The organism is Paenibacillus sp. GCM10027627 (genome assembly GCF_042675505.1).
Taxonomy (GTDB): domain Bacteria; phylum Bacillota; class Bacilli; order Paenibacillales; family Paenibacillaceae; genus Pristimantibacillus.
The window spans coordinates 355607-377347 of record NZ_JBHTHB010000003.1; the positions used below are offsets into that span (position 1 = coordinate 355607).

26 protein-coding genes and 1 pseudogene are annotated in these 21741 nt (G+C 50.2%); 5 read left to right on the top strand and 22 right to left on the bottom strand.

Going from position 1 to position 21741, the window contains the following annotated elements:
- Positions 1-31 precede the first annotated feature (31 nt).
- Entirely contained in the window at positions 32-1093 is a 1062-nt protein-coding gene (locus tag ACFQZE_RS13445) for a glycosyltransferase family 2 protein (protein WP_379357708.1), read from the bottom strand.
- Positions 1094-1399: 306 nt separating this feature from the next.
- Here ACFQZE_RS13445 and ACFQZE_RS13450 point away from each other — a divergent pair, with 306 nt between their 5' ends.
- A complete protein-coding gene (locus ACFQZE_RS13450) occupies positions 1400-3139 on the top strand; it encodes a methyl-accepting chemotaxis protein (protein ID WP_379357710.1) in 1740 nt (579 codons plus the stop codon).
- 99 nt (positions 3140-3238) lie between these two features.
- Here ACFQZE_RS13450 and ACFQZE_RS13455 read toward each other — a convergent pair whose 3' ends face one another.
- From ACFQZE_RS13455 to ACFQZE_RS13480, 6 genes and pseudogenes are all read right to left on the bottom strand, one after another.
- Positions 3239-3661, bottom strand: a complete 423-nt coding sequence (locus ACFQZE_RS13455) for a GNAT family N-acetyltransferase (RefSeq protein WP_379357712.1) — start codon at positions 3659-3661, stop codon at positions 3239-3241.
- 24 nt (positions 3662-3685) lie between these two features.
- The gene (locus tag ACFQZE_RS13460) at positions 3686-4000 is read right to left on the bottom strand and encodes a TIGR02452 family protein (RefSeq protein ID WP_379357715.1); all 315 of its coding nucleotides are present in this window, start codon (positions 3998-4000) and stop codon (positions 3686-3688) included.
- On the bottom strand, positions 3981-4283 hold the full coding sequence (locus ACFQZE_RS13465) for a TIGR02452 family protein (RefSeq protein WP_379358223.1): 303 nt from the start codon (positions 4281-4283) through the stop codon (positions 3981-3983). The genes ACFQZE_RS13460 and ACFQZE_RS13465 overlap by 20 nt, the downstream gene beginning before the upstream one ends.
- Before the next feature lie 247 nt (positions 4284-4530).
- Positions 4531-5409, bottom strand: a pseudogene (locus ACFQZE_RS13470) (ABC transporter ATP-binding protein); the annotation flags it as partial.
- 139 nt (positions 5410-5548) lie between these two features.
- Positions 5549-6331: an ABC transporter permease gene (locus tag ACFQZE_RS13475; RefSeq protein WP_379357719.1), complete on the bottom strand. Its 783-nt coding sequence runs from the start codon at positions 6329-6331 to the stop codon at positions 5549-5551.
- Entirely contained in the window at positions 6328-7143 is an 816-nt protein-coding gene (locus ACFQZE_RS13480) for an ABC transporter permease (RefSeq protein ID WP_379357721.1), read from the bottom strand. Before ACFQZE_RS13480 ends, ACFQZE_RS13475 begins: the two co-directional genes overlap by 4 nt.
- Before the next feature lie 424 nt (positions 7144-7567).
- Here ACFQZE_RS13480 and ACFQZE_RS13485 point away from each other — a divergent pair, with 424 nt between their 5' ends.
- The 3 genes from ACFQZE_RS13485 to ACFQZE_RS13495 are packed head-to-tail and all read left to right on the top strand — an operon-like array spanning position 7568 to position 10678.
- The gene (locus ACFQZE_RS13485; RefSeq protein WP_379357723.1) at positions 7568-8392 is read left to right on the top strand and encodes a ribose-phosphate pyrophosphokinase; all 825 of its coding nucleotides are present in this window, start codon (positions 7568-7570) and stop codon (positions 8390-8392) included.
- Entirely contained in the window at positions 8389-9879 is a 1491-nt protein-coding gene (locus tag ACFQZE_RS13490; RefSeq protein WP_379357725.1) for a nicotinate phosphoribosyltransferase, read from the top strand. Before ACFQZE_RS13485 ends, ACFQZE_RS13490 begins: the two co-directional genes overlap by 4 nt.
- Positions 9880-9904: 25 nt before the next feature.
- Positions 9905-10678, top strand: a complete 774-nt coding sequence (locus ACFQZE_RS13495) for an NUDIX domain-containing protein (RefSeq protein ID WP_379357727.1) — start codon at positions 9905-9907, stop codon at positions 10676-10678.
- Positions 10679-10749: 71 nt separating this feature from the next.
- On the opposite strand, the gene bshB2 is transcribed toward ACFQZE_RS13495, so the two are convergent.
- From bshB2 to ACFQZE_RS13515, 4 genes are all read right to left on the bottom strand, one after another.
- Entirely contained in the window at positions 10750-11412 is a 663-nt protein-coding gene (bshB2, locus tag ACFQZE_RS13500) for a bacillithiol biosynthesis deacetylase BshB2 (protein ID WP_379357729.1), read from the bottom strand.
- Between the two features lie 17 nt (positions 11413-11429).
- Positions 11430-11774 (bottom strand): YojF family protein, encoded by a 345-nt coding sequence (locus ACFQZE_RS13505; protein ID WP_379357731.1) that lies wholly within the window; start codon positions 11772-11774, stop codon positions 11430-11432.
- A gap of 112 nt (positions 11775-11886) precedes the next feature.
- On the bottom strand, positions 11887-12579 hold the full coding sequence (locus ACFQZE_RS13510; protein ID WP_379357733.1) for a YjjG family noncanonical pyrimidine nucleotidase: 693 nt from the start codon (positions 12577-12579) through the stop codon (positions 11887-11889).
- A complete protein-coding gene (locus ACFQZE_RS13515) occupies positions 12576-13349 on the bottom strand; it encodes a class I SAM-dependent methyltransferase (RefSeq protein ID WP_379357735.1) in 774 nt (257 codons plus the stop codon). The genes ACFQZE_RS13510 and ACFQZE_RS13515 overlap by 4 nt, the downstream gene beginning before the upstream one ends.
- Before the next feature lie 367 nt (positions 13350-13716).
- Between ACFQZE_RS13515 and ACFQZE_RS13520 the strand changes: the two genes are divergently transcribed.
- A complete protein-coding gene (locus ACFQZE_RS13520; RefSeq protein ID WP_379357737.1) occupies positions 13717-14289 on the top strand; it encodes a hypothetical protein in 573 nt (190 codons plus the stop codon).
- 19 nt (positions 14290-14308) lie between these two features.
- On the opposite strand, the gene ACFQZE_RS13525 is transcribed toward ACFQZE_RS13520, so the two are convergent.
- From ACFQZE_RS13525 to ACFQZE_RS13575, 11 genes are all read right to left on the bottom strand, one after another.
- Complete coding sequence (locus ACFQZE_RS13525) at positions 14309-14566, bottom strand: DUF6953 family protein (RefSeq protein ID WP_379357739.1); 258 nt, start codon at positions 14564-14566, stop codon at positions 14309-14311.
- Positions 14567-14696: 130 nt separating this feature from the next.
- Complete coding sequence (locus ACFQZE_RS13530; protein ID WP_379357741.1) at positions 14697-15338, bottom strand: hypothetical protein; 642 nt, start codon at positions 15336-15338, stop codon at positions 14697-14699.
- A 148-nt stretch (positions 15339-15486) separates the two neighbouring features.
- Complete coding sequence (locus ACFQZE_RS13535; protein ID WP_379357743.1) at positions 15487-16389, bottom strand: aminoglycoside phosphotransferase family protein; 903 nt, start codon at positions 16387-16389, stop codon at positions 15487-15489.
- Between the two features lie 144 nt (positions 16390-16533).
- Positions 16534-17283, bottom strand: coding sequence for a sigma factor-like helix-turn-helix DNA-binding protein (locus ACFQZE_RS13540; RefSeq protein WP_379357745.1), 750 nt, complete (start codon positions 17281-17283; stop codon positions 16534-16536).
- Positions 17284-17285: 2 nt separating this feature from the next.
- Positions 17286-17390 carry a sigma factor gene (locus tag ACFQZE_RS13545; RefSeq protein ID WP_379357747.1) on the bottom strand — a complete coding sequence of 35 codons (105 nt, stop codon included), beginning with the start codon at positions 17388-17390 and terminating at the stop codon, positions 17286-17288.
- 36 nt (positions 17391-17426) lie between these two features.
- On the bottom strand, positions 17427-18608 hold the full coding sequence (locus ACFQZE_RS13550; RefSeq protein WP_379357749.1) for an NAD(P)/FAD-dependent oxidoreductase: 1182 nt from the start codon (positions 18606-18608) through the stop codon (positions 17427-17429).
- Positions 18609-18652: 44 nt separating this feature from the next.
- Positions 18653-19021, bottom strand: a complete 369-nt coding sequence (locus ACFQZE_RS13555) for a DUF6463 family protein (RefSeq protein WP_379357751.1) — start codon at positions 19019-19021, stop codon at positions 18653-18655.
- Positions 19014-19607: a hypothetical protein gene (locus ACFQZE_RS13560; RefSeq protein WP_379357753.1), complete on the bottom strand. Its 594-nt coding sequence runs from the start codon at positions 19605-19607 to the stop codon at positions 19014-19016. The genes ACFQZE_RS13555 and ACFQZE_RS13560 overlap by 8 nt, the downstream gene beginning before the upstream one ends.
- 66 nt (positions 19608-19673) lie before the next feature.
- On the bottom strand, positions 19674-19949 hold the full coding sequence (locus tag ACFQZE_RS13565) for a hypothetical protein (protein ID WP_379357755.1): 276 nt from the start codon (positions 19947-19949) through the stop codon (positions 19674-19676).
- Positions 19946-21145: an ArsA family ATPase gene (locus ACFQZE_RS13570; RefSeq protein ID WP_379357757.1), complete on the bottom strand. Its 1200-nt coding sequence runs from the start codon at positions 21143-21145 to the stop codon at positions 19946-19948. The genes ACFQZE_RS13565 and ACFQZE_RS13570 overlap by 4 nt, the downstream gene beginning before the upstream one ends.
- Before the next feature lie 93 nt (positions 21146-21238).
- A complete protein-coding gene (locus ACFQZE_RS13575; protein ID WP_379358224.1) occupies positions 21239-21715 on the bottom strand; it encodes a MarR family winged helix-turn-helix transcriptional regulator in 477 nt (158 codons plus the stop codon).
- Positions 21716-21741 lie beyond the last annotated feature (26 nt).

A 21741-nucleotide genomic window follows, 5' to 3' on the forward strand; every position in this document is an offset into this window, starting at 1 on the left:
TGTCTCACCCGCTGTTTATTTTGTATGCATACTACCAAAGATCGATTCCTTTTCTCAAAAGACCGTTGCCTCCTTTAATCGACAACATGAGCCTCATCATCAGCAGCAAATTAAAAAGGGTCACTTTGTTTTGCAAGGATAACCGACAATAATGAATCGCCTTTTCTCGATCCAGCCGGTGCAAGTAGCTCAGCGTAAAATATTTGCATGAAATGCCCATATTAATATTGCGAATGCATCTTTCCTTGCCCGCAAACCGCTCCGACTGCTCGACAAGCGTCCGCAAATGCGTCCGCACCTTGACCGATTTTAAGCCCAGCGCTTCGAACTTGTCCATTAATTCTTTGTTCTGGTAGAGAGAATCGGGATCGAGCTTCCACCTGTCGCAAAAAAAGTAGACGCTATCTGGAGATAACGTATAAACGGAATGGGGCTTCGTAATAAGCGCAATTTTGTACCTATCGAAAAATCGGATCAGGAAAGTTGTATCCTCTCCCAAATAAAACTCCTCGTTAATGAGCCCAACCTCATCCAGCAGCTTCCGGGGAAAGATCATCGTATTGAGCTGAAAAAAATTGCGCGTATGCGATAAAAACTGCTCAAACAAACGATCATTATACACGATAGCTTCGCCGGATACCGAATTGATAGTCCTCATTTTGGCAAGCCATTTCTGCTCGACTTTGTTGTCAAAATTATGGATCACGTTCTCTCCGTGACGCTCTACCCACAAGGCAAAGCTGATTTCGGCGCCGGAGGTGGCTAATGTATGCAAGCTATCCCGCAAATGAAACGGAAACCATATGTCGTCCGAGTCGAGAAACGCCAGCTTCTCCCCTTTGGCCGCGAGCATTCCGCAATTGCGTGCGCCGCCTGGGCCTTTGGCACGGTCGTTCAGCACATAACGAATCCGCGAGTCCGAAACAGAGAAAGCCTCAACAATCTCTTTCGTTCGATCCGTACTTCGGTCGTCTATCACAATAAGCTCCCAATTGTCGTAGGTTTGCTCAATGACCGATCGGATCGCCTCTGAGATAACCCCTCCTCTGTTGTATGCGGGCATTATGATGCTGATAAGCGGCTGTTCGTTCATAATTTTCTTCCTTCCCCGTCTGGATTGGCCAACCTGAATTCCAGATCCGGCAACTGCCGTCCTATTCCGACTTCCTTATCTAGAATTATATTACATTTATGCTAGATTCGTATATTAAATAGAAGGGGGAAATTCGTATGGAGAAGGCCAATGACGAGACGCCAAGCTTCCGGGATCTCTATGAGATGGGAATATCAGAGCATATTTATAGGTTTTACCTATATCCTTATTGATTTATGTTGATAAAACGAGAGAGCTTGTACTATATTTATAAGGATCTTCATACCAACCAATCGAGGTCTTGCCATGAAAAAGAAACCGCTAGAAAAAACAAACCGATTTGCAAAACCGCTTTTCCGAATTACAATCAGCCGGAAGCTGCTTGCCGGATTTATCGCTGTCCTGCTCATCCTTGCTTCAACCCTTTCCGTTAGCTACTCCCAAATCTCCAAAGTGGATAAGGAGTATACAAGGTTGCTTGACGATACCGGGTATCAGCTGATTCTCGTACAGCAGCTTAATGTGCAGGTCAAAAAAGAACAAGCCGGACTCAGCGGCTATTTGCTGCAAGGCAGCGAAGCTCAGCTCCAGGATTTCACAGACGCTCATAACGAATACAAAAGACTAAGCAGAGCGTTGGAAGAAGTCATCGTCCAGCCCGAAGCTTTAGCGATGCTGCAAGCGCTGATCAAGCTTGAAAACGAATATTATCATGTCGCCAATAATGCCATTTCGCTCACCATTCAAAACAAGCGGAAGGAATCGCTGGAGATGCTCGTTACGAAAGGATCGGCCATCATCGAACAATTCGACCAAAAGGCCGACGAGATGGTGCTGCTTCAGCAAAACAAGCTTGAAGAAGGCAAAAAAATGTCGCATGAAGAAGCGGAAGCTACCAAAAGATTTGTTTTGTTTATGGGAGCCGCCGCCGTCGTCATCAGCATGTTTGTGTCCTGGTTTGTCGGAAGGATCATCTCACGTCCAATCGTGAAAATTGCAGAGGCCGCAGGAAACATCGCGGCGGGCGATTTATCTGGAAATTCGCTATCCGTCCGCAATCGGGACGAAGTCGGCGATCTTGCCGAATCGTTCAACCAAATGTCCATGCAATTGCGCGAGCTGATCCGGCATGTCGGCTCAAGCGCGGAGCAGGTTGCCGCTTCCGCCCAACAATTAACGGCTACGAGCGAGCAAGCAGCGTACGCGTCAGAGCAAATTGCCGAAACGATGCAGCAGGTTGCCATGGATGCCGATAACGGTTTCCAGCACATCACGCAAGCGTCCCATACCGTCCAAGACATATCCAGCGGCGCTTCGCTTATGGCAGATCGTGCGCAGCAGGTTTCAAACACAGCCACCGACGCTTATGAAAAAGCGGTGGAGGGCGGACAAGCCATCCAAACAGCCATCGATCAAATGAGCTCCATTCACGATACGGTAGATGGATTATCGGCTCAAATCAACGGTCTTGGCGAAAGATCCGCTCAAATTAAAACCATTGTGAGCGCCATATCGGATATCGCCAAACAAACGAATATTTTATCGCTCAACGCCGGAATAGAAGCCGCGCGGGCGGGAGACCACGGCCGCGGATTTCTGGTTGTGGCAAGTGAAATCCGGAAGCTGGCGGAGCAGTCCTCCTCCTCGGCCGGACAAATTGGAGAGCTGGTTGCCGCAATTCGCGAAGAAACCGAGCTTGCCGTTCGCACGATGGGAACCGCAACCCGCGAGGTCGCATCCGGCATCGAAGCCGTCCATTCCGCCGGTACGGCTTTTGTCCAAATTCAAACGTTCGCGGGCGCCGTCAACGAACAGATTCAGGACGTTTCCGCCTCCTCCACAGGGATGGCATCGGGAGCGGAGGGAATGGTTCATGGCATGAAAGCCGTTACCGGCGCGTCGCAATCAACCGTTACAGGCGCTCAAACGGTATCCGCATCGACGGAGGAGCAGCTCGCCTCTATGGAGGAGATAGCCGCGTCGGCTAAATCGTTGTCGCATTTAGCTGAAGAGCTTCAGACGCAAATCGAGAAATTTAAAGTGTAAGTATATTTCCGTTTTTTAAGGGCTGTCTCTCACATCAGCATGGAGTTTGCTGCGGAGGGATAGCCCTTCTTTTGAGTTTTCCGGATGGAGCCCCGCTGGCTACACCAGATCCTTTTTTAAATAGTAGTGGGTAAAGCCTCCAACATTTTCAATAGAGCCGTAAACGGAAAAACCTAGCTTTTGATAAAAGTCCAGCGCCTGAAAGCTTAAAGTGTCTACTTTGATAAAATCGCAGTTCCATTCTCGCGCAATCTGTTCGGCCTTCTCCATCAGCTCACTGCCGTAGCCCGAGCCGCGCGTCTCCTCTTCCAAATATAAAATATGGACTTCCATCCAGTTCCGGCATACCTCGCCAAGCAATCCGCCCGCTACTTTCCCCGTATCATCTTTCAAGATGAATTGAACTTCGCGGTAACGATCATTAAGCTCCGCCGGAAAATGGCGTCTATTAAACGCAATTAAGCCATTTCTGACCGCCAATTTCGCCTCTTCGGTAAAATCTTCTACGATGTGCATCTCCATTTTTGAGTTCTCCTTTTATAGCGCTTAGCTCAAAACTCGCTGAAACGCTTGATATACGGTCTGTTTGGGCGTGGTGTCGTATACGGCAAACACCGCTTTTTTGAATGCTCCGGCATATTTCGGGCTCTCCAGCACTTCGCGGAACAAAGCGGCTATTTCACTGGGTTCATTTTTAAAAACGCCGCAGCCGCATGCTCCGAGCACGATCGTTTCGTGACGATGAGCAAGCGCGACAGAAAATATCTTTTCAATTCTCCGTCTCATCACCTCTCCAATGCGGCCTGCATTATGCGGCTCGCGAGCCCTTACGACTCCGGCGTTATGATTCCATTTGCGCAATGGCCGGATATAGCCCCGAGGAGCGAGCCAAACTTTCTTCCTGCGCTCTAGTGCCATTCAAAAAACCTCCGCCGGGATTTTTTGCCGATGCAAAATTAAGGCCGCATACCGCTCCTTCTCCCGACGCCGCCAAACGGCTGGCCGCTTCCAGCGTCGTTTCACCCGTGAGCTCGATGACCGTTTGCTCCCCATGCTTAACGAAATCCGTTTGCAGCATCGCGTCGGACTGCTCTGGACGGTACAGCCTGGATGCCGCAACCGCCTCGCTCTGTAGGATAGAAATGTCTACCCTCTCATTTCGTCTGTTCCGCTAAGCCCCCTCTTGCAGCACTTCCATTGTATGTTCCACAACAAGCTTGCCCGTTAATCTATCCATTGTTCTCCCCCGGCTCTCTATCTTTTAAATACTATCTTACTTAATTCCTCTCAGATTCCCAACCAACCATTTCATTTAAACTAAAAAATCCGTCCCTTGGTGAGGGACGGTTCAAGATCCGAGCTGGCAATTCGCCGGGCCCATTCTCCAGCCGTTAAGAAGGGACGGCGACAGCCGATTCCTTCGTCGTGCCGATATAAAGCTCTTTCATGACGGAATCGATCGGGAGCGGTTCAATGGACATATCCAAAATGCCGTAGGTTTCGTTAAAGAGGCTAATAAATTGCTTCAGCGGCAGGATGCCAACATCGATTTCCATTTCAACCTCGCATTCGCCGATTCTGTTCAGCAGCGTGACACCGGGCATCATCTTCTCCGGAAACGGCAAATCCGTCGTCAGCTTGACCGTCTTTTTATCCCCCAGTCGTCCTCTAAGCTCGTTTAACGTATTGTCGAACACAATTTCTCCGTGATTGATGACAACTACTCTTTCTGCCAGCGTTTCCACATCATCCAGATCATGAGTCGTCAAAATAAAGGTAACCCCTTGTTTATTCATATCCTTAATAAATTCGCGGATCGTCTCTTTTGCGATAACGTCAAGCCCAATCGTCGGCTCATCCAAAAAGACTAGCTCCGGTCCATGCAGCATCGCCATCATAAACTCGCATTTCATTCGTTCCCCTAACGACAATTGCCGGGTCGGTTTGCGCATAATGCTGCTAACATCAAGCAAAGCGGTGAGCCTCTCCAGCCTTTCGGCATACACCCCGTCGGGCACTCCATAAATCGCTTTGTTCATATAAAAAGAGTCCGCCGGAGGAATATCCCAAAGCAACTGCGACTTCTGCCCAAAAACGGCGCCAATGCGTCTCACGTATTCGTTTCTCTGCTTCCATGGCGTCAAACCGAGCGCCTTTACTTCGCCCGAGGTCGGATGCAGCACACCGGACAACATTTTGAGCGTAGTCGACTTCCCGGCCCCGTTGGGCCCTAGAAAAGCGACCATTTCCCCTTGCCTTATAGTCAAAGAAATGTCCTTTACCGCCTGAACCTCTTTCATCGGACGTTTGAACAAGTTAATCAACGTTTCTTTTACTGTGTGGCCGCGCTCATGCGTCATGTACGTTTTGGTTAAATGTTTAATTTCTATCATCTCTCGAATCCCCCTCTTATCCCCCTGCACTCGTATAACCCCTCAGCATGTGATGCCAGTACCAGATGCCAGCCAGCAAAAACACTGTCGCAGCACCCGCCGCCCCCCACGATTCCAGACTCGCTCTTCCGAGCAAAGCGGATGCCGGGTAAAATGCGATGACTCCGACAGGAATAACGTAGGTCAATAATTGCTGAAAGCTCTTGGCGTAAATCGTGCCGGGATACAGGCCGAAATGGGTTGCGGAATCGAAAATATCATACACCCTGCTGCTGCCAACCCAGCGGAACAGCAAGCCGGACATAAACAAAGAAAAGCCGCACAGCACCGAGAGCGAAGCAAGAAACAACACGGAAAATTGCAGCCATTCGCCCAGCTCAGGAGCCGGTATGCCGCTCATCGCCATTCCGAACAGCGCCGCCCCGCTAAGCAGCCGTCCAAAATCTTCAGGATCAAAACCGCTCATCATCGTCATAAACAAAGTCGAACGCGGCTTCAGCAGCAGCAAATCGAACGTTCCTTCCCGAACAAGACGAAGCGTCGTCCCTACCATGCCAAAAAACAGCGGGAACGCAACCCCTTTGGCCAGGCCAAAAATGCCTTGAATAAGCAGCACCTCATAAAGCGTCCATCCCGGAAAGGATACGCCCGAGCGATAAACGAGCAGTGTCAGCAAAGGAACAAGCAAGTCGCCCGCAATCATTAAAATTAGACTGAGAAAAAAGTGGCTGCGGTAAGCGGTCTGCTCGGCCAACTTGGTACGCATCACCGCACCGATGCATAGCAAATACCCCCTCATACCCCCACCCCCGAAAATCGTCTCATCGCGAGGCGGTAGAGCAACAGCATCAACCCAAATGCCAACGCGGTCGCTGCCGCTTGAACACCAACAATTGCGGGTACGGACATCGACATGCCGGCAAGCTCATATTCGCCGATATACACTCTTGTAGGGACGTATGTGATGAACTGAAACGGCAGGTAAAAGAGCAGCTTTTGCGTCCACTCCGGGAAAAAGGTTAGCGGAATAAACACTCCTGCGCTAATATCTTTAAATAGCAAAAACACTTGCCGCACTCCATCCGCGCGAACGAGCCAAAACGCGGTTAAGCCGACACAGTAGTTGATGATAAAGTTCATTATAAAACTTAAGGCGATCGAGACAATCGCCCATAGCGGCTGCGCCGGAGCCAACTTAATGCCGAATACAAAGATGAACAGGAAAAAGACCGGGGCCGATTCTATAGCGAAGCCGAGCGATCGGTGACCCAGCTTTTGCGCGAGCGCATATACCCAATGAGACATAGGTCTAAGGGCAAACGTAACGAATTTCCCTGTGCGAACAAGCATTTGCAAATTCCAGTCGGCCGAGTCGTAAATGATGTAATTGATGACCGTGGCTATGCCAAAGTAAGCCAACATTTGATCAAGCGTAAAGCCGTTAATTTGCCCGCCGTCCCCGTAAACCGATTGCCATATGAAATATTGCGTCAAAAAATAAACCGGGCCTACAAACAAAGAAACCGCCATGTGGGAGCGGTAAACGAGCCATTCTTTGTACGTTGCAAATCCTATAGCTTGTACAGATCCGACCACCCTGCCAATCGCCACTCCATTCACCCCAACGCGCTTTTTCGACCTATTCTACGTCTTTCCCTCCAGCGCGTCTATCATCAGCTTTAATTTCCATTGCTTAGTGAAATAAATCTATTATTTGTATCATTAAAATAGATTCCTTTTTTCCCGATTCTTGTTATGATATGTAGATGCAAGTCATTTTTTGCCGAAATAATGTAAAACTCAATAGAACTATTTACAGTAAAAGGCGGGACTTCAGAGTTCAAATTTCCAATTCCATTTCCAAATTTTAAAAGAGGGATCGCATCATGAAACGATAACTTTTAATTCGTGCAGCCTCTGTCACTCTTAAAAGGTTGACAATTTTAACAAATATCATTATGATAATATCAATTAGACAATATTGAAACTCCATCCATCGAATCACAACCCATCATGAATTAAAACAGCGAGGAGAGTGGACATTCTGATTTATTTAAACGGAACGGAAATTCAGTTTAATGTGTTCCCGAACGGGGAAACGCTGGTGAACGGAGAGCAATTGCTGAGCCTCGCCAACGAGAGCAATACGATCAGCTTTAAATACGAGTCGGACGGCGATTTGATTAAGCTGATGTTCGTCAAACGATTTTTGGACGATCACAGCTACTCCGCCTCCCTGCTCATCTATTATATGCCCTATAGCCGAATGGACCGGGTGGAAGGCTCCTCCGTCTTTACGCTAAAATATACAGCCCAATTTATAAACGGGCTTGGCTTCCACAAGGTGACGGTTATCGAGCCGCATTCCGATGTCGCAACGGCTTTGCTCGATAGAAGCGACGCCCTCTATCCTTCCATTCATTTAATCGGCGAAGTCGTGCGTGAAACCGGCTTTAACCCCGAGGAAGACTACTTGTTTTTCCCTGATGCGGGAGCGCAGAAACGGTATAGCAAAGTAAAGGGCTTCAAGCAGCTCGTCGGTTTCAAAGTACGTGATTTTGCGACCGGTCAAATTCAAAAGCTCGATATTGTAGGCGATGTGGAACGACGCGGCTTCAAAGCGATTATTGTGGACGACTTATGTTCCTACGGCGGCACCTTCCTGCTGAGCGCAGAGAAGCTGAAAGAAATCGGCGCCTCGGAGGTGTACCTCTTGGTAGGTCACTGCGAAAAATCGGTGCACGAAGGAAAAATTCCGCAGACGAATTTGCTGGATCGCATTTTTACGACGGACACCATTTTGGAAGAAACAAATTTAACCAACTTAACGATTTACAAAATAGGAGGAATTCAGCTATGACAACCACGCCATTTGTCTATCCTGCCACTTTGCTTTGCGATTTCTATAAGGTCAGCCACAAAAACCAGTATCCAAAAGGAACCGAGCTTGTCTATTCGACTTGGACGGCCCGCACGAGCCGCCTTGCCGATGTAGAGCATGTAGTCGCCTTTGGCTTCCAAGCTTTTGCAAAGGAATATTTGATCCGTTATTTCAACGAGCATTTTTTCAACAGGGCAAAAGAGGACGTTATCGCGGAATACAAAAGGGTGCTCCGCTACACGCTGGGAGAAACGGATCCCGACGCCAGCCATATCGAACAGCTTCATGACCTGGGCTATTTGCCTATTAAAATTAAAGCCGTCAAAGAAGGCACGCTCGTTCCGATTAAAGTGCCGATGCTGACGATTGAAAATACGAAACCTGAGTTTTTTTGGCTAACCAACTATTTGGAGACGCTCATGTCGTGCCAGCTATGGATGCCTGCGACAAGCGCCACCATCGCCTTCGAATACCGCAAGCTGCTGGAACGCTTTGCCCTTGAGACGAACGGCGACGCGTCGATTGTCCCTTTCCAAGGCCACGACTTTTCGATGCGCGGCATGAGCTCGCTGGAAGCCGCCAAAGGAAGCGGCGCCGGACATTTGCTCTCGTTTACAGGAACGGATACGATTCCGGCTATCCTTTATTTAGAGGATTACTACAACGCAAACGTCGAAAACGAGCTGGTCGGCACGTCGATTCCCGCTACAGAGCACAGCGTCATGTGCGCCCACGGCCGGGATGAGATGGCTTCGTACCGCTATTTGATCAAAGAGGTATATCCAAACGGCTTCGTGTCGATCGTATCGGACACTTGGGATTTGTGGAGCGTGCTCGATGTCGTCATTCGCGGGCTGAAGGAAGATATTTTGAGCCGGGATGGGAAGGTCGTCATTCGCCCCGACAGCGGAGACCCCGTCACCATTCTGTGCGGCGATCCCGATTCGGATCATGAGTTTGAGCGCAAGGGCGTTATCGAAGTGCTGTGGGATATTTTTGGCGGCACGCTTACAGATAAAGGCTACAAGCAGCTCGACAGCCATATCGGCGCCATCTATGGGGATGCGATCACTATCGATCGTTGCCGCGAAATTTGCGAGAAGCTCGCTGCGAAAGGGTTCGCCTCGACCAATATGGTTTACGGCATCGGCTCGTTCACTTACCAATACAATACGCGGGACACATTCGGCTTTGCGCTGAAATCGACCTTTACCGTCGTGAACGGCGAAGAGCGGAAAATTTTTAAAGATCCAAAAACGGACAGCAACAAAATGAAAAAATCGCAAACCGGCTTGGTTAAAGTCATCGACCAAAACGGCACGCTGCAATACATCGACAACCTAAGCCTTGCGCAATACGGCGAGTTTGCGGATACCGATTTGCTGGAAGACATTTTTGTCGACGGTGGTATCGTCCGGGAGCAAAGCCTGAGTGAAATACGTACGGCCCTGCTCGGCAAACTATAACGAACACTCAAATCCGGAGGAAGCTATGACCTATCAAAATGAACCTGAACCTCATTATTCCACCAGCCGATACCGTACACCTGACGGCGCACCCTCCGATATCGTCATGTTTACTATAACGTCTACGGAAAAGACCGGACCCAAAAAGGCGTTGCCCGACAGAGAGCTCAAAGTGATGCTGATCCGGCGGAAAAAATGGCCTTTCGAAGGGAAATGGGCGCTGCCCGGCGGATTTACAAAGGAAACGGAAACGGTGCAGCAATGCGCCAAGCGGGAGCTGTTTGAGGAAACCGGAGTGGACGGCGTTCACTTGGAGCTGCTTGGCGTATACAGCTCGCCGGGACGCGACCCTAGAGGATGGATGATTGCCCACGCCTTCTTCGCTTTGGTCAATGAAGAGGAGCTTGCCTCGCGGAAGGCATCCGAGGAAGCGGCGGAAGTAATTCTGATGCCTGTGAGCGAAGCTCTTAAGGCCGATTTGGCCTTTGACCATAGCCTTATTTTGCAAGAGGCGCTGGAGCGAGTCCGCTATCAAATGCTGACAACGACGATCGCGAGGGCGTTTCTGCCTGAGCAGTTCACGATTAGCGAGCTGTACCAAGTCATTCGCACCGTCGTGCCCGCTTTCGAAGAAAGCAATTTCATTCGCAAAGTGACGTCGACCCAAAGCCGCAAAGGCATTTTGGAAGAAGCGATCGATGAGGAGGGCAAGCCGCTCCAGTCCAACCGCTATTCCCAAAGGCCCGCGCAGCTGTATCGATTTACCGACTATACACCTCAGCTTTCCATTTACGGTTAGCCAAAAAAAAAGAACCTCCTATCGTTCTCACGAACGGTTGGAGGTTCTTCTCTGCTATCGGTTATTCCCTATTATGATTTAAACTGGTAGGTCCAAAACCGTTCCTTGCCATAGCGCTCCTTCAACTGCTCATCCGTAAGCTGCTCCTTGCCAAGCAGTTCAGCCGCTTGGAACTGAGATTGATGTGACTTAATAGATGCCATTTTCTGATCCAGCACATCGCGGATATCGACTACGATATCCGGCTCGCCAAGCTCCTTCTTCACATTTTTGGAAAAGGCGATACAGTGAATCGGCGGCCTCTCAGCCTCCGGCACTTGGCTAACCGCTCGAACAACTGCTGCGCCGCAAGCATCATGATCGGGATGAACGCTGTAGCCCGGGTAAAACGTCAGCACAGTAGAAGGACGCAGCTCTTCCAATAGACCCCCAATAACCCGATCCAGCAGCTCTGGGTCCTCAAACTCAATGGTTTTGTCATGGAAGCCAAGCATCCGCAAATCTTGAATGCCGATCGCCGCACAGGAAGCCTCCAGCTCTTTCTTCCGAATGACCGGCAAGGTGACCCGGCTTGCGAATGGAGGAATGCCCATATTCCGCCCCATCTCCCCTAAAGTCAAACAGGCGAAAGTAACTACGGCACCCTCCCGAATTTCTTTGGCCAGCGTTCCCGACATGCCGAAAGCCTCGTCGTCAGGATGCGGCAACACTACGAGAATACGACGTTCCGCCATCTATCCTTCTCCTTTCCTTAAAAGGGCTTAAGGCTTAGCTGCAAGGATACGATCAGCTTGCCTTCGCTGTTGTGACCCGCCAAAATAAGTGAGTCCTCCCCGTGATCTTCCCCATGGGTCAGCCCTTCCGAATAAACCCAGCCCGTCTCCATCTTAAGTCCAATTCGATAAGGCCCGTCTCCAGAAATAATCCCGCGGGAATAACGAATGAGCGCATTGGTTATAAAAGTGGCGGCGGGATGCTTGGAGCTGTCCAAATGAGCCGCATAAGCTCCCGTCGTCATTTCCAAATGAATATACAAATCCCGGTCCTGCAAGCTGTCCAAACGCCGCTGTACCTCTTCCGGACTAATAAGCTGCATCCTGCTCCCTCCTCCTTTTCTTTTCACCTTACAGGAAAATGAGTGCTCTTGCAAAAAAGACGGGAACCGCCTTGCCCGAAGCCACCGTTTCCCCGTTTAAGCGAGATCGTCGCTAACGAATCAAATCCAGCAGTTGCTCGAGGCGGCTAATTTCATAACGCGGCACAATGCCCGTGGAGTTGACTTTCCCATGCGGATTGAACCAGCAAGTGTCTATTCCGGCATTGAGCCCGCCCTGAATGTCGGAGGTTAAGGAATCGCCGACCATCAGCATCCGGCTGCGATCGGAATGGCCGAGCTTTTGCAGCGCATAATCGAAAATAAGCGGGTTAGGCTTTTGCGCCCCAGCATCTTCGGAAACGACGATATGTTCAAACGCATTCGCTAGAGGCGAGCGGCCGATTCGGCTATGCTGCACTTCCCTGATGCCGTTTGTAATAATAGCGAGTTTAAGCCCTTTGGCCCTTAGCTCGTTGCATAATGAATGCGCGCCCTCGATCATAAACGACCCTTCCCCCAAATAGCGCAAATAGGAGGAGCTGAACTCATCCGCCGTCCAGTGGAGCTCTAGTCTATGCTCGGCTATAAGCCTTGCAAATCTTTCGGTGCGGAGCTTGGCGAGGCCGATGAGCCCCTTTTCGTAATCGAGCCAAAGCTGCCCGTTAATGGTACGGTAACCTTCCGTCAAATGAGGAGAAACGGTTAAACCGGCCTCTTCAAAAGCGCTTTGGAGGGCAAACGCCTCCGCTTTGGCATAATCGTACAGCGTATCGTCCGCATCAAATAAAATAAGCTCGTAAGTCATGTAAGGTCTCCTTTTTGGGCGATGATGAAGAAACGATGCTCCACGCTGTGGAAGCATCCCTGCCGCTCTATTTGTTCCTGCAGGAGACATAAGCGGCTATAACATGTTTCAACCGAAAATCCGGGAAATTCCCATTCAATCACTTTGGCAAAATAAACAAATGCCTCCACATCGCTGAAGGTCAGCAGAGGGTAGGCCTCCTTGCCCTCCACGATAGTCATGCCCGCTTGAACGAGCTGCCCCGCCGTGCGTTGCAAATGAAAATCCGAATCTGTCAGCGTGCCGCCGCCATCAAGTACAAACTTAGACAGCTCTCTGTTATTGGCCCCGCCCACTTGTTGAGTAACAAAAAGGCCTCCCGGCTTCAAAATGCGCGCGACCTCTTCTGCACAAAAGGATTCATGCCGATTGATCACAAGGTCAAAGAAATCATTTTCGAAAGGCAATTGCTCATCCCCAAAAACTTGGCGAAATTCGATGCCATGACTGGGCAAAAGGTTGCGGCATAGCTCTGCGTTCGGCACATAGGATTCCGTTGCATAGGTTCTGCCCCTCGGAGGATTCAGCGATAGCAAAAATTCGCCGCCTCCCGTGCCCATATCCAGCATGACGGTCGATTCGCCGCTCATATAGTTTAAAACGGATTCGCGATAGTCCCAAGGAACAGAGGCCTCTTTCATCCGGGACGAAATAAGGGAAAAGTCCCAACCTTTAAACGACTTCCGCTCGCTCTCCAGCCAGCGCTCTTTTAATTTTGCATATTTCAACATAAACCCTCCCGCAAAGTAGAAGTAGATTTTCTCTTGTTTCTCTTATGCGTTTAGGCGCAGCCGACTGATAACAAGTCGTTTATGCCCGGCACAATCTGTTATCAGATTGGTTCAACTGCGCCGAGCGGTTACCGAATTTGACCACCATACGTTCACTCTCCTTTGAAAATGAAAAAATAATAGATTTTCCTCTAATTATCGACAAAACCATACAAAATCACTTAAAGACAACAAATAGTTATTTTTGTAAAATGTAGAAAGACATTGGCAGAAACGACGAACTTCACCAAACTATGTACAAAAATATAAGATGCACGCGCCAAAAGCGCAACTGCCGTCGAAAAAACCGAGGAGTGAATGGAGATTGATGAAAAACAGAAATGTACGCATGGTTCGAATTTACTCAATTGCGTACCAAACGCTGGTGACGCTGATGCGGATCCTGTTCGGCTTTGGCTGGTTTATGGCCGGTCTGACCAAAATTACGGGAAAAGCGGGAGAAACCTCATGGTTCCAACATCCCGGAGAGTTTTTGACCCAATATTTAAGCGCTTCCTTAATGAAACCTCAAGTGCCGCATTTCTACAAAATATTTATTGAGCACTTCTGTCTGGACTGGGTCATGTCCTTTAATTACATCATCCCTATCGTCCAAATGACCGTCGGCATTTTACTAATATTAGGCGTATGGATTTTGCCGCTAGTGCTGATCACCATGTTTATGCACATCAACTTTATATTGTCGGGCAATATGAACCTGCTTAGCCTGACCCTGTATACAAGCGCTTTCGGTATTCTCATGAACTTAAAGAAAGCGCATACGATCAGCGTTCCCCGGCTCATCTCCCGCTTGATGAGAAACAAGGGAGACAAAAGCAAAGCCTCATCCGTACTGCCGGATCACCCCGTGTTAAGTCCGCAAAAGGTCGCAGAACTGTAAGCTAAGTCGTGGCTCTCATTTACGGCTGAGCCGGTATAGCAGAGGTCCAACCCCAAAAGAACGCGTCCCGATCCCATGCCGCTTTGCCGCCATGCAGCTTTTTAAACGCTTTTTTAACCTCTTTGTCAATGGACACGTTCCCTTTTTCATTTACATAAAGAAACGCGTCGCCGTAATGAGCTCGAATATGCTCCACAGCCGCCTCTTGGTACAATATGCCCGCTTGCCGCATCTCTTGGAACATCCAAGCCGCAATTTCATTTATTTGCTCATTCATTATGACGCACTCCCGTTCATTCTTCATTTTTTCATCCATCATAACACAATTGCCCGCCTTTCATCCCTCGTCGCAGTTGCATCATTGGTCCATTAAGCAAATAGCCGCCCGGCAGCCGGACGGCTATTTCTTATGTTCTGAGCGGATAGACCAGCTCAATTCCTTCCTCGGCGGCTAGACTCTCGTATAACTTATAGTTGTGATCAGCTCCGACGATACATAGAATGCGTTTGCCAGGATGACGCTTGACTGCGTTTTTAATCCTTTGAATCATAATGAGATGTCTGCATTCCCACCGAAAGATATGCGCCTCAGGATTTATCCGCTCCATCCATTCATACATCGCTTTAGTTATGCTGTCATACTCCGCTGAATTGAGCGGTATAGGACCTATCCCGCATGTGGATAGCTGCTTTTGCTCCCACTCCGTCCTCTCCAACTCCAGCTTGTTTCTTAGCTCCCCTTCAATTGCAAGGAAAGGATCAAAATCCATCCAAACATCTAGTTCCAACCAATCAATCGGCACAAATTCAATACCTTGTTTCTCGCATAAAGGAATAATTAATTCGCCGTATTCGCTGGCAGGCTCGCCCACGCACCCTTTAAACAAACCCTCCTGTTGGTACCGCTCCCAGCTTTCGGGCAGCATCTCGCCGCACAAAACATCCGGTTTAAATTCCAATATGAGTTCCTCTATAAACTCCAGAGTCAATCCAATTCGTTTCCTTCTTTCATTATCGTGCGTCACTCCCAAAATGCCAATCGTCGTCATTTGGTACACCTCGCCAATTAATTAGATATTCATTTAATTAGGTATATATTAAATTAAATACTAATAAAAACAGTATCCATTTGTCAACGCCGATGAGGTCATTACGCGATTCATTATGCTCCATACCTCTCTCAAGAACTTGGTTGGTTTATTTCGTTTTGAGATCGGCATCCTCAGTAAACTCTTGAAATTGAAGGGCCCTCAAATGAGGATTATGGCTCATAACGGCCTGCACATTCGAGATCGTATCCGGCTCCTCCGGCACCTCTTGTTTTCGATAGAGCAGCATCCATCTTGAAAAGGCCATCGCTTCAAAAGCGTTCAGCTCTTCCTGCGGGATACGATTCTGTTCCAGATAAGCGGTGCAAAATAGTTCGGCAAAGGGCTCCGGCAAATAGACCTTTTTCAAAAACAGCGACCACGCGAAGTCGTATCTGGAATCGCCCCATTGAACGGTTGTCCAATCGATAACAGTTACGCGGCCTTCTTTTTCTACCAAATTAAGTGGATGGAAATCGCCGTGAATTAAACATTTGTGCAGGAACGGATGTTTTTCGATCAGCGGATCAAGCAGCTTTTGAAGATCGGGATGATTTTCAATTCCTTCAAAATAGTAGGCCATAAAATCATAGGAAGGCACATTAATACCGCAGCCTCTCAACGATTCTGCATCCGTTCTATGAATATCGGATAATATCTTTGCGAGCAAATTCATTTTATCCGGGTCCAGTTGCAGAACCGGCTGACCGTCAAAGGAAGCGAGCAAGCTTTCGGTCCCGTCTGCGCGCACGCCCCAAGCCAGCGGCTCGGAAACCGGCAATCCTCTCTCGTGCAAGGCTTGCAACAGTGCAAACTGAAACCCGGTATCCGTCCTATAGTGCCGATTCCATATTTTAATCACATAACTTTCTTCAGGTCCTGTCACCTTCGCCACTTCCGCTTCGTAGCCTTGATTCATGGAATGGACCGACAGCTCCCGCTCCTGCCGGATGACCCGATCAAACCCGCTGCCCTTCGCTTTCCAATCCCAATCATTAAGAGAAAAGTCCATCTGGTCCCCATCCTCTCGCCGGACACATGCAACGTTGAAACCGGCATTATTTGCTCTTTTATTGTAAATGACCGGGAGGCACGTCTCTTCTCGAATCTTGCTCAACTAAAAAAGCCGGCTCTCACTTGAGAACCGGCTTCCCTATTATAAATGATTCAGCTTATCCGGGTTGCGAACAAAATAAATCCGGCGGAGCAAGCCTTCCTCCACATGCAGAAGCACTACCGTTTCGATTTCCGCGCCCGTATAGAACACGACTCCCGGCTGGCCGTTCACGTTTTTAAGCTCGAATCGCATTTGCCCATCCTGCTGCGACGCTTTGCGCAGAAGTCCAAAAATAAACTTCAAAATGGCGTCTCTCGATACAATAGGATGAATCGCGGCAACAACCTTCCCTCCGCCATCGGAGACGAGCATCACGTCTTCGGCAAGCATAGACACGACCTCATCCACATGGTTATGCTCCAGCGCCGTCAAAAATCGGCCGACCCACTGTGCATTGCCTGCTTCGGGCTGAATCTTCTCTTCCACGGCGAAACCCATTTTCCCTTTGGCGCGGCTGAGCAGCTTGCGGCAATTGGCTTCGCTTTTGCCCACAATTTCCGCGATATCGGTGTAGTCGAAGCTTAGCGCCTCGCGCAGCACAAGCACGGCTCTTTCGGCCGGGGACAGCTTCTCCAGCAGCACCAGCATGGCGTAGGACAGCAGCTCTCCGCGCTCGACCGCCTCATAGGCATCCTCCTGCCCCGTATAAATCGGCTCGGGAAGCCATTCCCCGACATAGCGCTCTCTCTTGTTCCGGGCGGACTTCAGCATATCCCGGCAGCGGTTGGCCGTCATTTTGCACAAATACGCTTTGGGCTCCGTCAGCCGCTCCGGATTTACATCAAACACCTTCACAATACGTCCTGTACGGCATCTTCCGCATCGGAAGCCGAACCTGTCATTTGATAAGCCAGTGAAAAAAGAAGCCCTTTGTACTGTTCATACCAATCCCGCATGCCGCCACTTCCATTCTTGAAAGCCTGTTTGATAGCTTATTGCAAGCTGGCCGAGTTCCATGTAAACGTCCGCAGCCGCGCGCCTAATCGCCCTGTCATAATCATATCGACTCCCCATTGCCGTGTCCACGCCATTCCTTGACCTGGCCCCAGGCCTATGCAGAAAAAATCCATAAACCGCTTATGCTCCGGTGCCGGCTGGCCGGTCAGATCGGCCATCATAACCTTGGCGAGCCTTGCCGCCTGTCCGGTCGCTTCTTTGCATGTTTTTCCATCGGCCAATCCGCTAACCGGATCGATAATGCGCGCGCAGTCCCCAATGCTGTATAGGGCATCCGCATGCCGGACTCGATAGCAGGCATCGACAAGGATATGATCGTCAGGCGTTAGAGGCAGGCCCATTTCCTTAAGCTTCGGGTTTGGCAGCAAACCTAACGTCCAGACGCATAAGCCGGTTCGCGCTGTGTTGCCATTCGACAAAGCCAAGCTCCCGTTCTTTTCATGCACAATTTTAGTCCGGTGAACAACGGCAATGCCTTTTGCAGCCAAAGCGCGCTCCAGCTTCACCCCAACCTTGGCGGGACCTTCCGGAAACAGCCGCTCGCCTGCATTATACAATTGAATGCGGACGGCATTCGGGTCCAGTCCCATTCCCTCCGCGTCTTTCCGCACATAATAAGCCAGCTCCGCCGCCGTTTCAATACCGCTAATGCCCGCTCCCCCTATCGCAATGGTCAGCAAACGCTGCCGCTCCTGCGGGTCGGACTGTTGGACGGCTTCTAGCAAGTTGGCCTTCCAAGTCTCCTTTATTTGTTTAGCCGCCTCCAGACTGGCCAGCGCGATACCGCCGGCGGAAGCTTCGGGCTTACGGACGATGCTGCCCGCCGCCACGACGGCGGCGTCATACTTGAGGGAATGCCGTCCCCCTTGCGCGTCCTCATAAAACAACCTTTTTTCCTGCGACTCTATCGAAGTGACGCCGCCCGTTACCATTTCAACCCCCGCCGGGAAAAGCTTAGCCAGCGGTACCCGAATCTCATCGTTTGTGACAGCGGGCTTAAACAGCAGCACTTTGCGGAAATGGTACGGATTTTTGTCTATGAGCACCAGCCGAAGCGGACGGCTGCCCCCTTGATCCTTATACGCTTTTTTAATGGCCTTAACTGCGTTAATTCCGGCATAACCTCCGCCAATGACGACACATGTCCATTGCTTCATGTCCTTCACTCCCTATCTCGTTTGCCCCTATAACGAGATAGCCCCTATTGTTGTGACAATCTGCTTTTGCGAAAAAGAAGGAGAGCTTGCGGAATGACGAGCCAGAAGCCGGAGAGCGGGACGAAAACAAGTCCGATGATGCTGAACATCAGCAGGTGAATAGCGACAAATCGCGGAATGGGCCGTCCTTTCGTCCTCTCTACAAAGCGGATCAGGCAGGCATACATATATATGGCGAACCCAAACATTAAAAACCAAAAGGCGTTTCCCCGGTCCAAATGAGCGCCGACCGCCCCGAACAAGCCGTCCCTCCAAATATCCACAAGCGGCTGCCAAAATAGAATCGCCCCAATTACTGTATGAAGCGCCGCCGTCCAAGCCAGCATAGCTCCGCTGTTCAGCTTCCTAATCATGCCGAACTCTCCTCTCCGCGATCTTTTTAATGGATTTCAGCATCATGCGCCGGATGAGCGCACTAAACGGATATATGCATGCCCAATACAAACCGAACTTCAGCCGGGCCGCGGAGTCGACGGCGCTTACTCTCGTTTCCGTACAAAGCAGCGTAGTTCCGCTTGGCTGATCGCGAAGAAGGAATTGCATCACCGACTTCACCGCTTTCGGATTATGGAAGTTCAGGAAACGTTCGGGGGAATCCAGCTTGAACGGTGCATTGCCCGCAAGTTTCCAGAACTCGCCGGCTACGCCAAGGACAAGCTCCTCCGCAGGCCGCTCCTCTAATACCAAAAACCCGTAATGAACCATGCTTTTCAAAAAAGCGGGCGATTCGGCAGGAGCAAGTCTCCTGCCCTCCCACTTTCTTTTGCCGAGTACAAAAGAAGGCAGCAATCGAATCGCAAACAAAATCCGCATAAACGGGATGTCTTCGCCCCGCAGCTCGCATACGGCGCGAAATACTTCTTCGCGAGGCGCACGAATGACAATTTCGTGATATTCGCCGAACTGGTACTCCGGCATATACCGATCGATCATCAGCATAAAATCTCTCCTTCAGCTCCAATTACTACGATATCGTAATACATAAGCAAAAATAACCGCTCTTTCTCAATCAGTAATATCGATTTTCCCGCTAGCTGGAGGGGACGATTTCGCCCGATGGCTCGCTCTCGCCCTTCGAACGGCTGAGCGATTCGGCTTCGCTCCGGCCTCCTCACCTTCTTCGGCTAGCGCCGCATCGATGACGGCGCGCAAGCCATAAAGAGCTTCTCGGCGCATCGCCCGAAAGTGAGCCTTCGCTTTGGACGGAGTCCGCCGCTCCGGCTCTCCGCTATGCCATTCGAGCAAAACCTCCAGCAGCGAGGCGACCGTCTCACGCCTCATCTTTTTTCCTCCACCGCGCTTAAGGACTCGCGTTCCCCAAACCGGATCGACAGCTTCGCCTCGTTAAACCGCGCCCCCTCGATCGGGCGTCCGAACAAAACGCGCGGCAACAGCACCTTGCGCTTGTAACGTCCTGCCTGTACCGTAAGCTCATCGCCTTTCTGACTGAGCTGAAGCTCTTCCTTCTGGACAAAAGGCAGTGCAAGGTCAAGAAAATAGATGCCGCTCTCCTTGCGAACTTCCTGCACATGGCCTACATAATGGACGCCAGACGCCGGGAGCTCGGCGAAAGCGGCTTCTCCCATTTTTGCCAACATCGGCAGTCCCAGCACTTCCGAAGGCTGCATCGGGATTCGGATAATAGGCAAAGGGCTGAAGCTTTCCTGAATTTCCTGCTCATATTTGGCCTGAATCTCGCGCCATTCTCTCCAGTAGCCCTTTCCCGCTTCCGGCGGCAAAACACGGTTGACGATAATAGTGTCGGTATTGAAGCCAAACAGGTTCAAATAAGTGAACGCCCGGCGAGCCTCCGCCACAACCATTTTTTCAGGGATGGTCACTAAACGGATCGACGTAATATCCTTATCCAGCAGAAGCAATTGCAGGTCCTCAAGCTCCTTCACAAACGATTCTATCGTGTCCATCACACCTTCGTCCGGCAATTCCATGCCGCCAGTAACGAACTTTGCTACGGGACGAACGAGTTTAACGAGCCTTCGCTCATATGGGAAAATTTTCTCCACCCACCAGCTCAGCACATTGGGATAACTAAGGAGCCGGAGCGTCTCGCCCGTCGGCGCGCAATCTACGACGATGGCGTCAAACTCGCCGCTATGAGCATACCGCTTAATTTGCAACAAGCTGAACATCTCTTCCATTCCGGGAAATACAAGCATTTCCTCCGTCGACACATCGTTCAGCTTAGCCCAGCTCATCATGCTCGTCAGCCAGCTTTGAACCGCTCCCCAATGCTTCTCGGTCTCGCGCATGCTGTCCACTTCGAGCCCCCATAGCCGGTCGGCAATTTGAACAGGCTCGCTTCCAAGCGCAAAGTCGAAAGAATCCGACAAGCTATGCGCCGCATCCGTACTGAGCACCAGCGTACGCAGTCCCTCTGAAGCGAGCTGAACGGCAGTTGCTGCCGCCACACTTGTTTTCCCCACTCCGCCTTTTCCCGTGTACACCACAATTCTCATTCCCTGTTCCTCCCCGGTTTACAATCGATTTTGGACATACTACGATTTCGTAGTATTTAGTTAAAAAAAGAGCTCAGGCTGCGTACGATCGCTCTAATCCTCAATTTGAATCGTTCGCAGCGCTTTACTCGGCTTGCCCTTTTCCGTTTTGCCGTCTTGTTGAATGGCTTTGCCCACTTTGACCGCGAGCGTCACAAACTGGGCCAGTTCCTCATCGGTCAGCGCCTTCTGCACTCTGGCGATGGTGGATTCCATAACGGCTTTTACTTGTGCCGCAAGCTCCTTCCCTTCCGCTGTCAGACGCACCCTAATGATTCGCTGATCCTGCTCCGACTGCCTCCGGTCGATCATTCCTTTGCGCACGAGCCGCTTCGAGAGACTCGTAACCGTACTGAGTGGAGCGCCAAGCAGCTCAGCCCATTCCGACATCGTCAAATCCCCGTAAAAATGAAGCAGCACAAGCGCCGAAACTTCCGAGCTGTTCATCGACTTCTCCAGCTCTCTCGCCTCGGGGAATACATGAAAGGGCCGCAAGCCGTTTTTGACAAACAGCTCCAGCATTTGTTCCATCACGAGCTGTTTCCTCCAAAACTTGA

Bases quoted from the DNA above. Each gene is read 5' to 3' on its own strand.
- ACFQZE_RS13445 (WP_379357708.1), bottom strand. From the start codon at position 1,093: ATGAACGAACAGCCGCTTATCAGCATCATAATGCCCGCATACAACAGA.
- ACFQZE_RS13450 (WP_379357710.1), top strand. From the start codon at position 1,400: ATGAAAAAGAAACCGCTAGAAAAAACAAACCGATTTGCAAAACCGCTT.
- ACFQZE_RS13455 (WP_379357712.1), bottom strand. From the start codon at position 3,661: ATGGAGATGCACATCGTAGAAGATTTTACCGAAGAGGCGAAATTGGCG.
- ACFQZE_RS13475 (WP_379357719.1), bottom strand. From the start codon at position 6,331: ATGAGGGGGTATTTGCTATGCATCGGTGCGGTGATGCGTACCAAGTTG.
- ACFQZE_RS13490 (WP_379357725.1), top strand. From the start codon at position 8,389: ATGACAACCACGCCATTTGTCTATCCTGCCACTTTGCTTTGCGATTTC.
- ACFQZE_RS13495 (WP_379357727.1), top strand. From the start codon at position 9,905: ATGACCTATCAAAATGAACCTGAACCTCATTATTCCACCAGCCGATAC.
- bshB2 (WP_379357729.1), bottom strand. From the start codon at position 11,412: ATGGCGGAACGTCGTATTCTCGTAGTGTTGCCGCATCCTGACGACGAG.
- ACFQZE_RS13505 (WP_379357731.1), bottom strand. From the start codon at position 11,774: ATGCAGCTTATTAGTCCGGAAGAGGTACAGCGGCGTTTGGACAGCTTG.
- ACFQZE_RS13510 (WP_379357733.1), bottom strand. From the start codon at position 12,579: ATGACTTACGAGCTTATTTTATTTGATGCGGACGATACGCTGTACGAT.
- ACFQZE_RS13515 (WP_379357735.1), bottom strand. From the start codon at position 13,349: ATGTTGAAATATGCAAAATTAAAAGAGCGCTGGCTGGAGAGCGAGCGG.
- ACFQZE_RS13520 (WP_379357737.1), top strand. From the start codon at position 13,717: ATGAAAAACAGAAATGTACGCATGGTTCGAATTTACTCAATTGCGTAC.
- ACFQZE_RS13525 (WP_379357739.1), bottom strand. From the start codon at position 14,566: ATGAATGAGCAAATAAATGAAATTGCGGCTTGGATGTTCCAAGAGATG.
- ACFQZE_RS13530 (WP_379357741.1), bottom strand. From the start codon at position 15,338: ATGACGACGATTGGCATTTTGGGAGTGACGCACGATAATGAAAGAAGG.
- ACFQZE_RS13535 (WP_379357743.1), bottom strand. From the start codon at position 16,389: ATGGACTTTTCTCTTAATGATTGGGATTGGAAAGCGAAGGGCAGCGGG.
- ACFQZE_RS13545 (WP_379357747.1), bottom strand. From the start codon at position 17,390: ATGCGGGATTGGTATGAACAGTACAAAGGGCTTCTTTTTTCACTGGCT.
- ACFQZE_RS13550 (WP_379357749.1), bottom strand. From the start codon at position 18,608: ATGAAGCAATGGACATGTGTCGTCATTGGCGGAGGTTATGCCGGAATT.
- ACFQZE_RS13555 (WP_379357751.1), bottom strand. From the start codon at position 19,021: ATGATTAGGAAGCTGAACAGCGGAGCTATGCTGGCTTGGACGGCGGCG.
- ACFQZE_RS13560 (WP_379357753.1), bottom strand. From the start codon at position 19,607: ATGCTGATGATCGATCGGTATATGCCGGAGTACCAGTTCGGCGAATAT.
- ACFQZE_RS13565 (WP_379357755.1), bottom strand. From the start codon at position 19,949: ATGAGGCGTGAGACGGTCGCCTCGCTGCTGGAGGTTTTGCTCGAATGG.
- ACFQZE_RS13570 (WP_379357757.1), bottom strand. From the start codon at position 21,145: ATGAGAATTGTGGTGTACACGGGAAAAGGCGGAGTGGGGAAAACAAGT.
- ACFQZE_RS13575 (WP_379358224.1), bottom strand. From the start codon at position 21,715: ATGGAACAAATGCTGGAGCTGTTTGTCAAAAACGGCTTGCGGCCCTTT.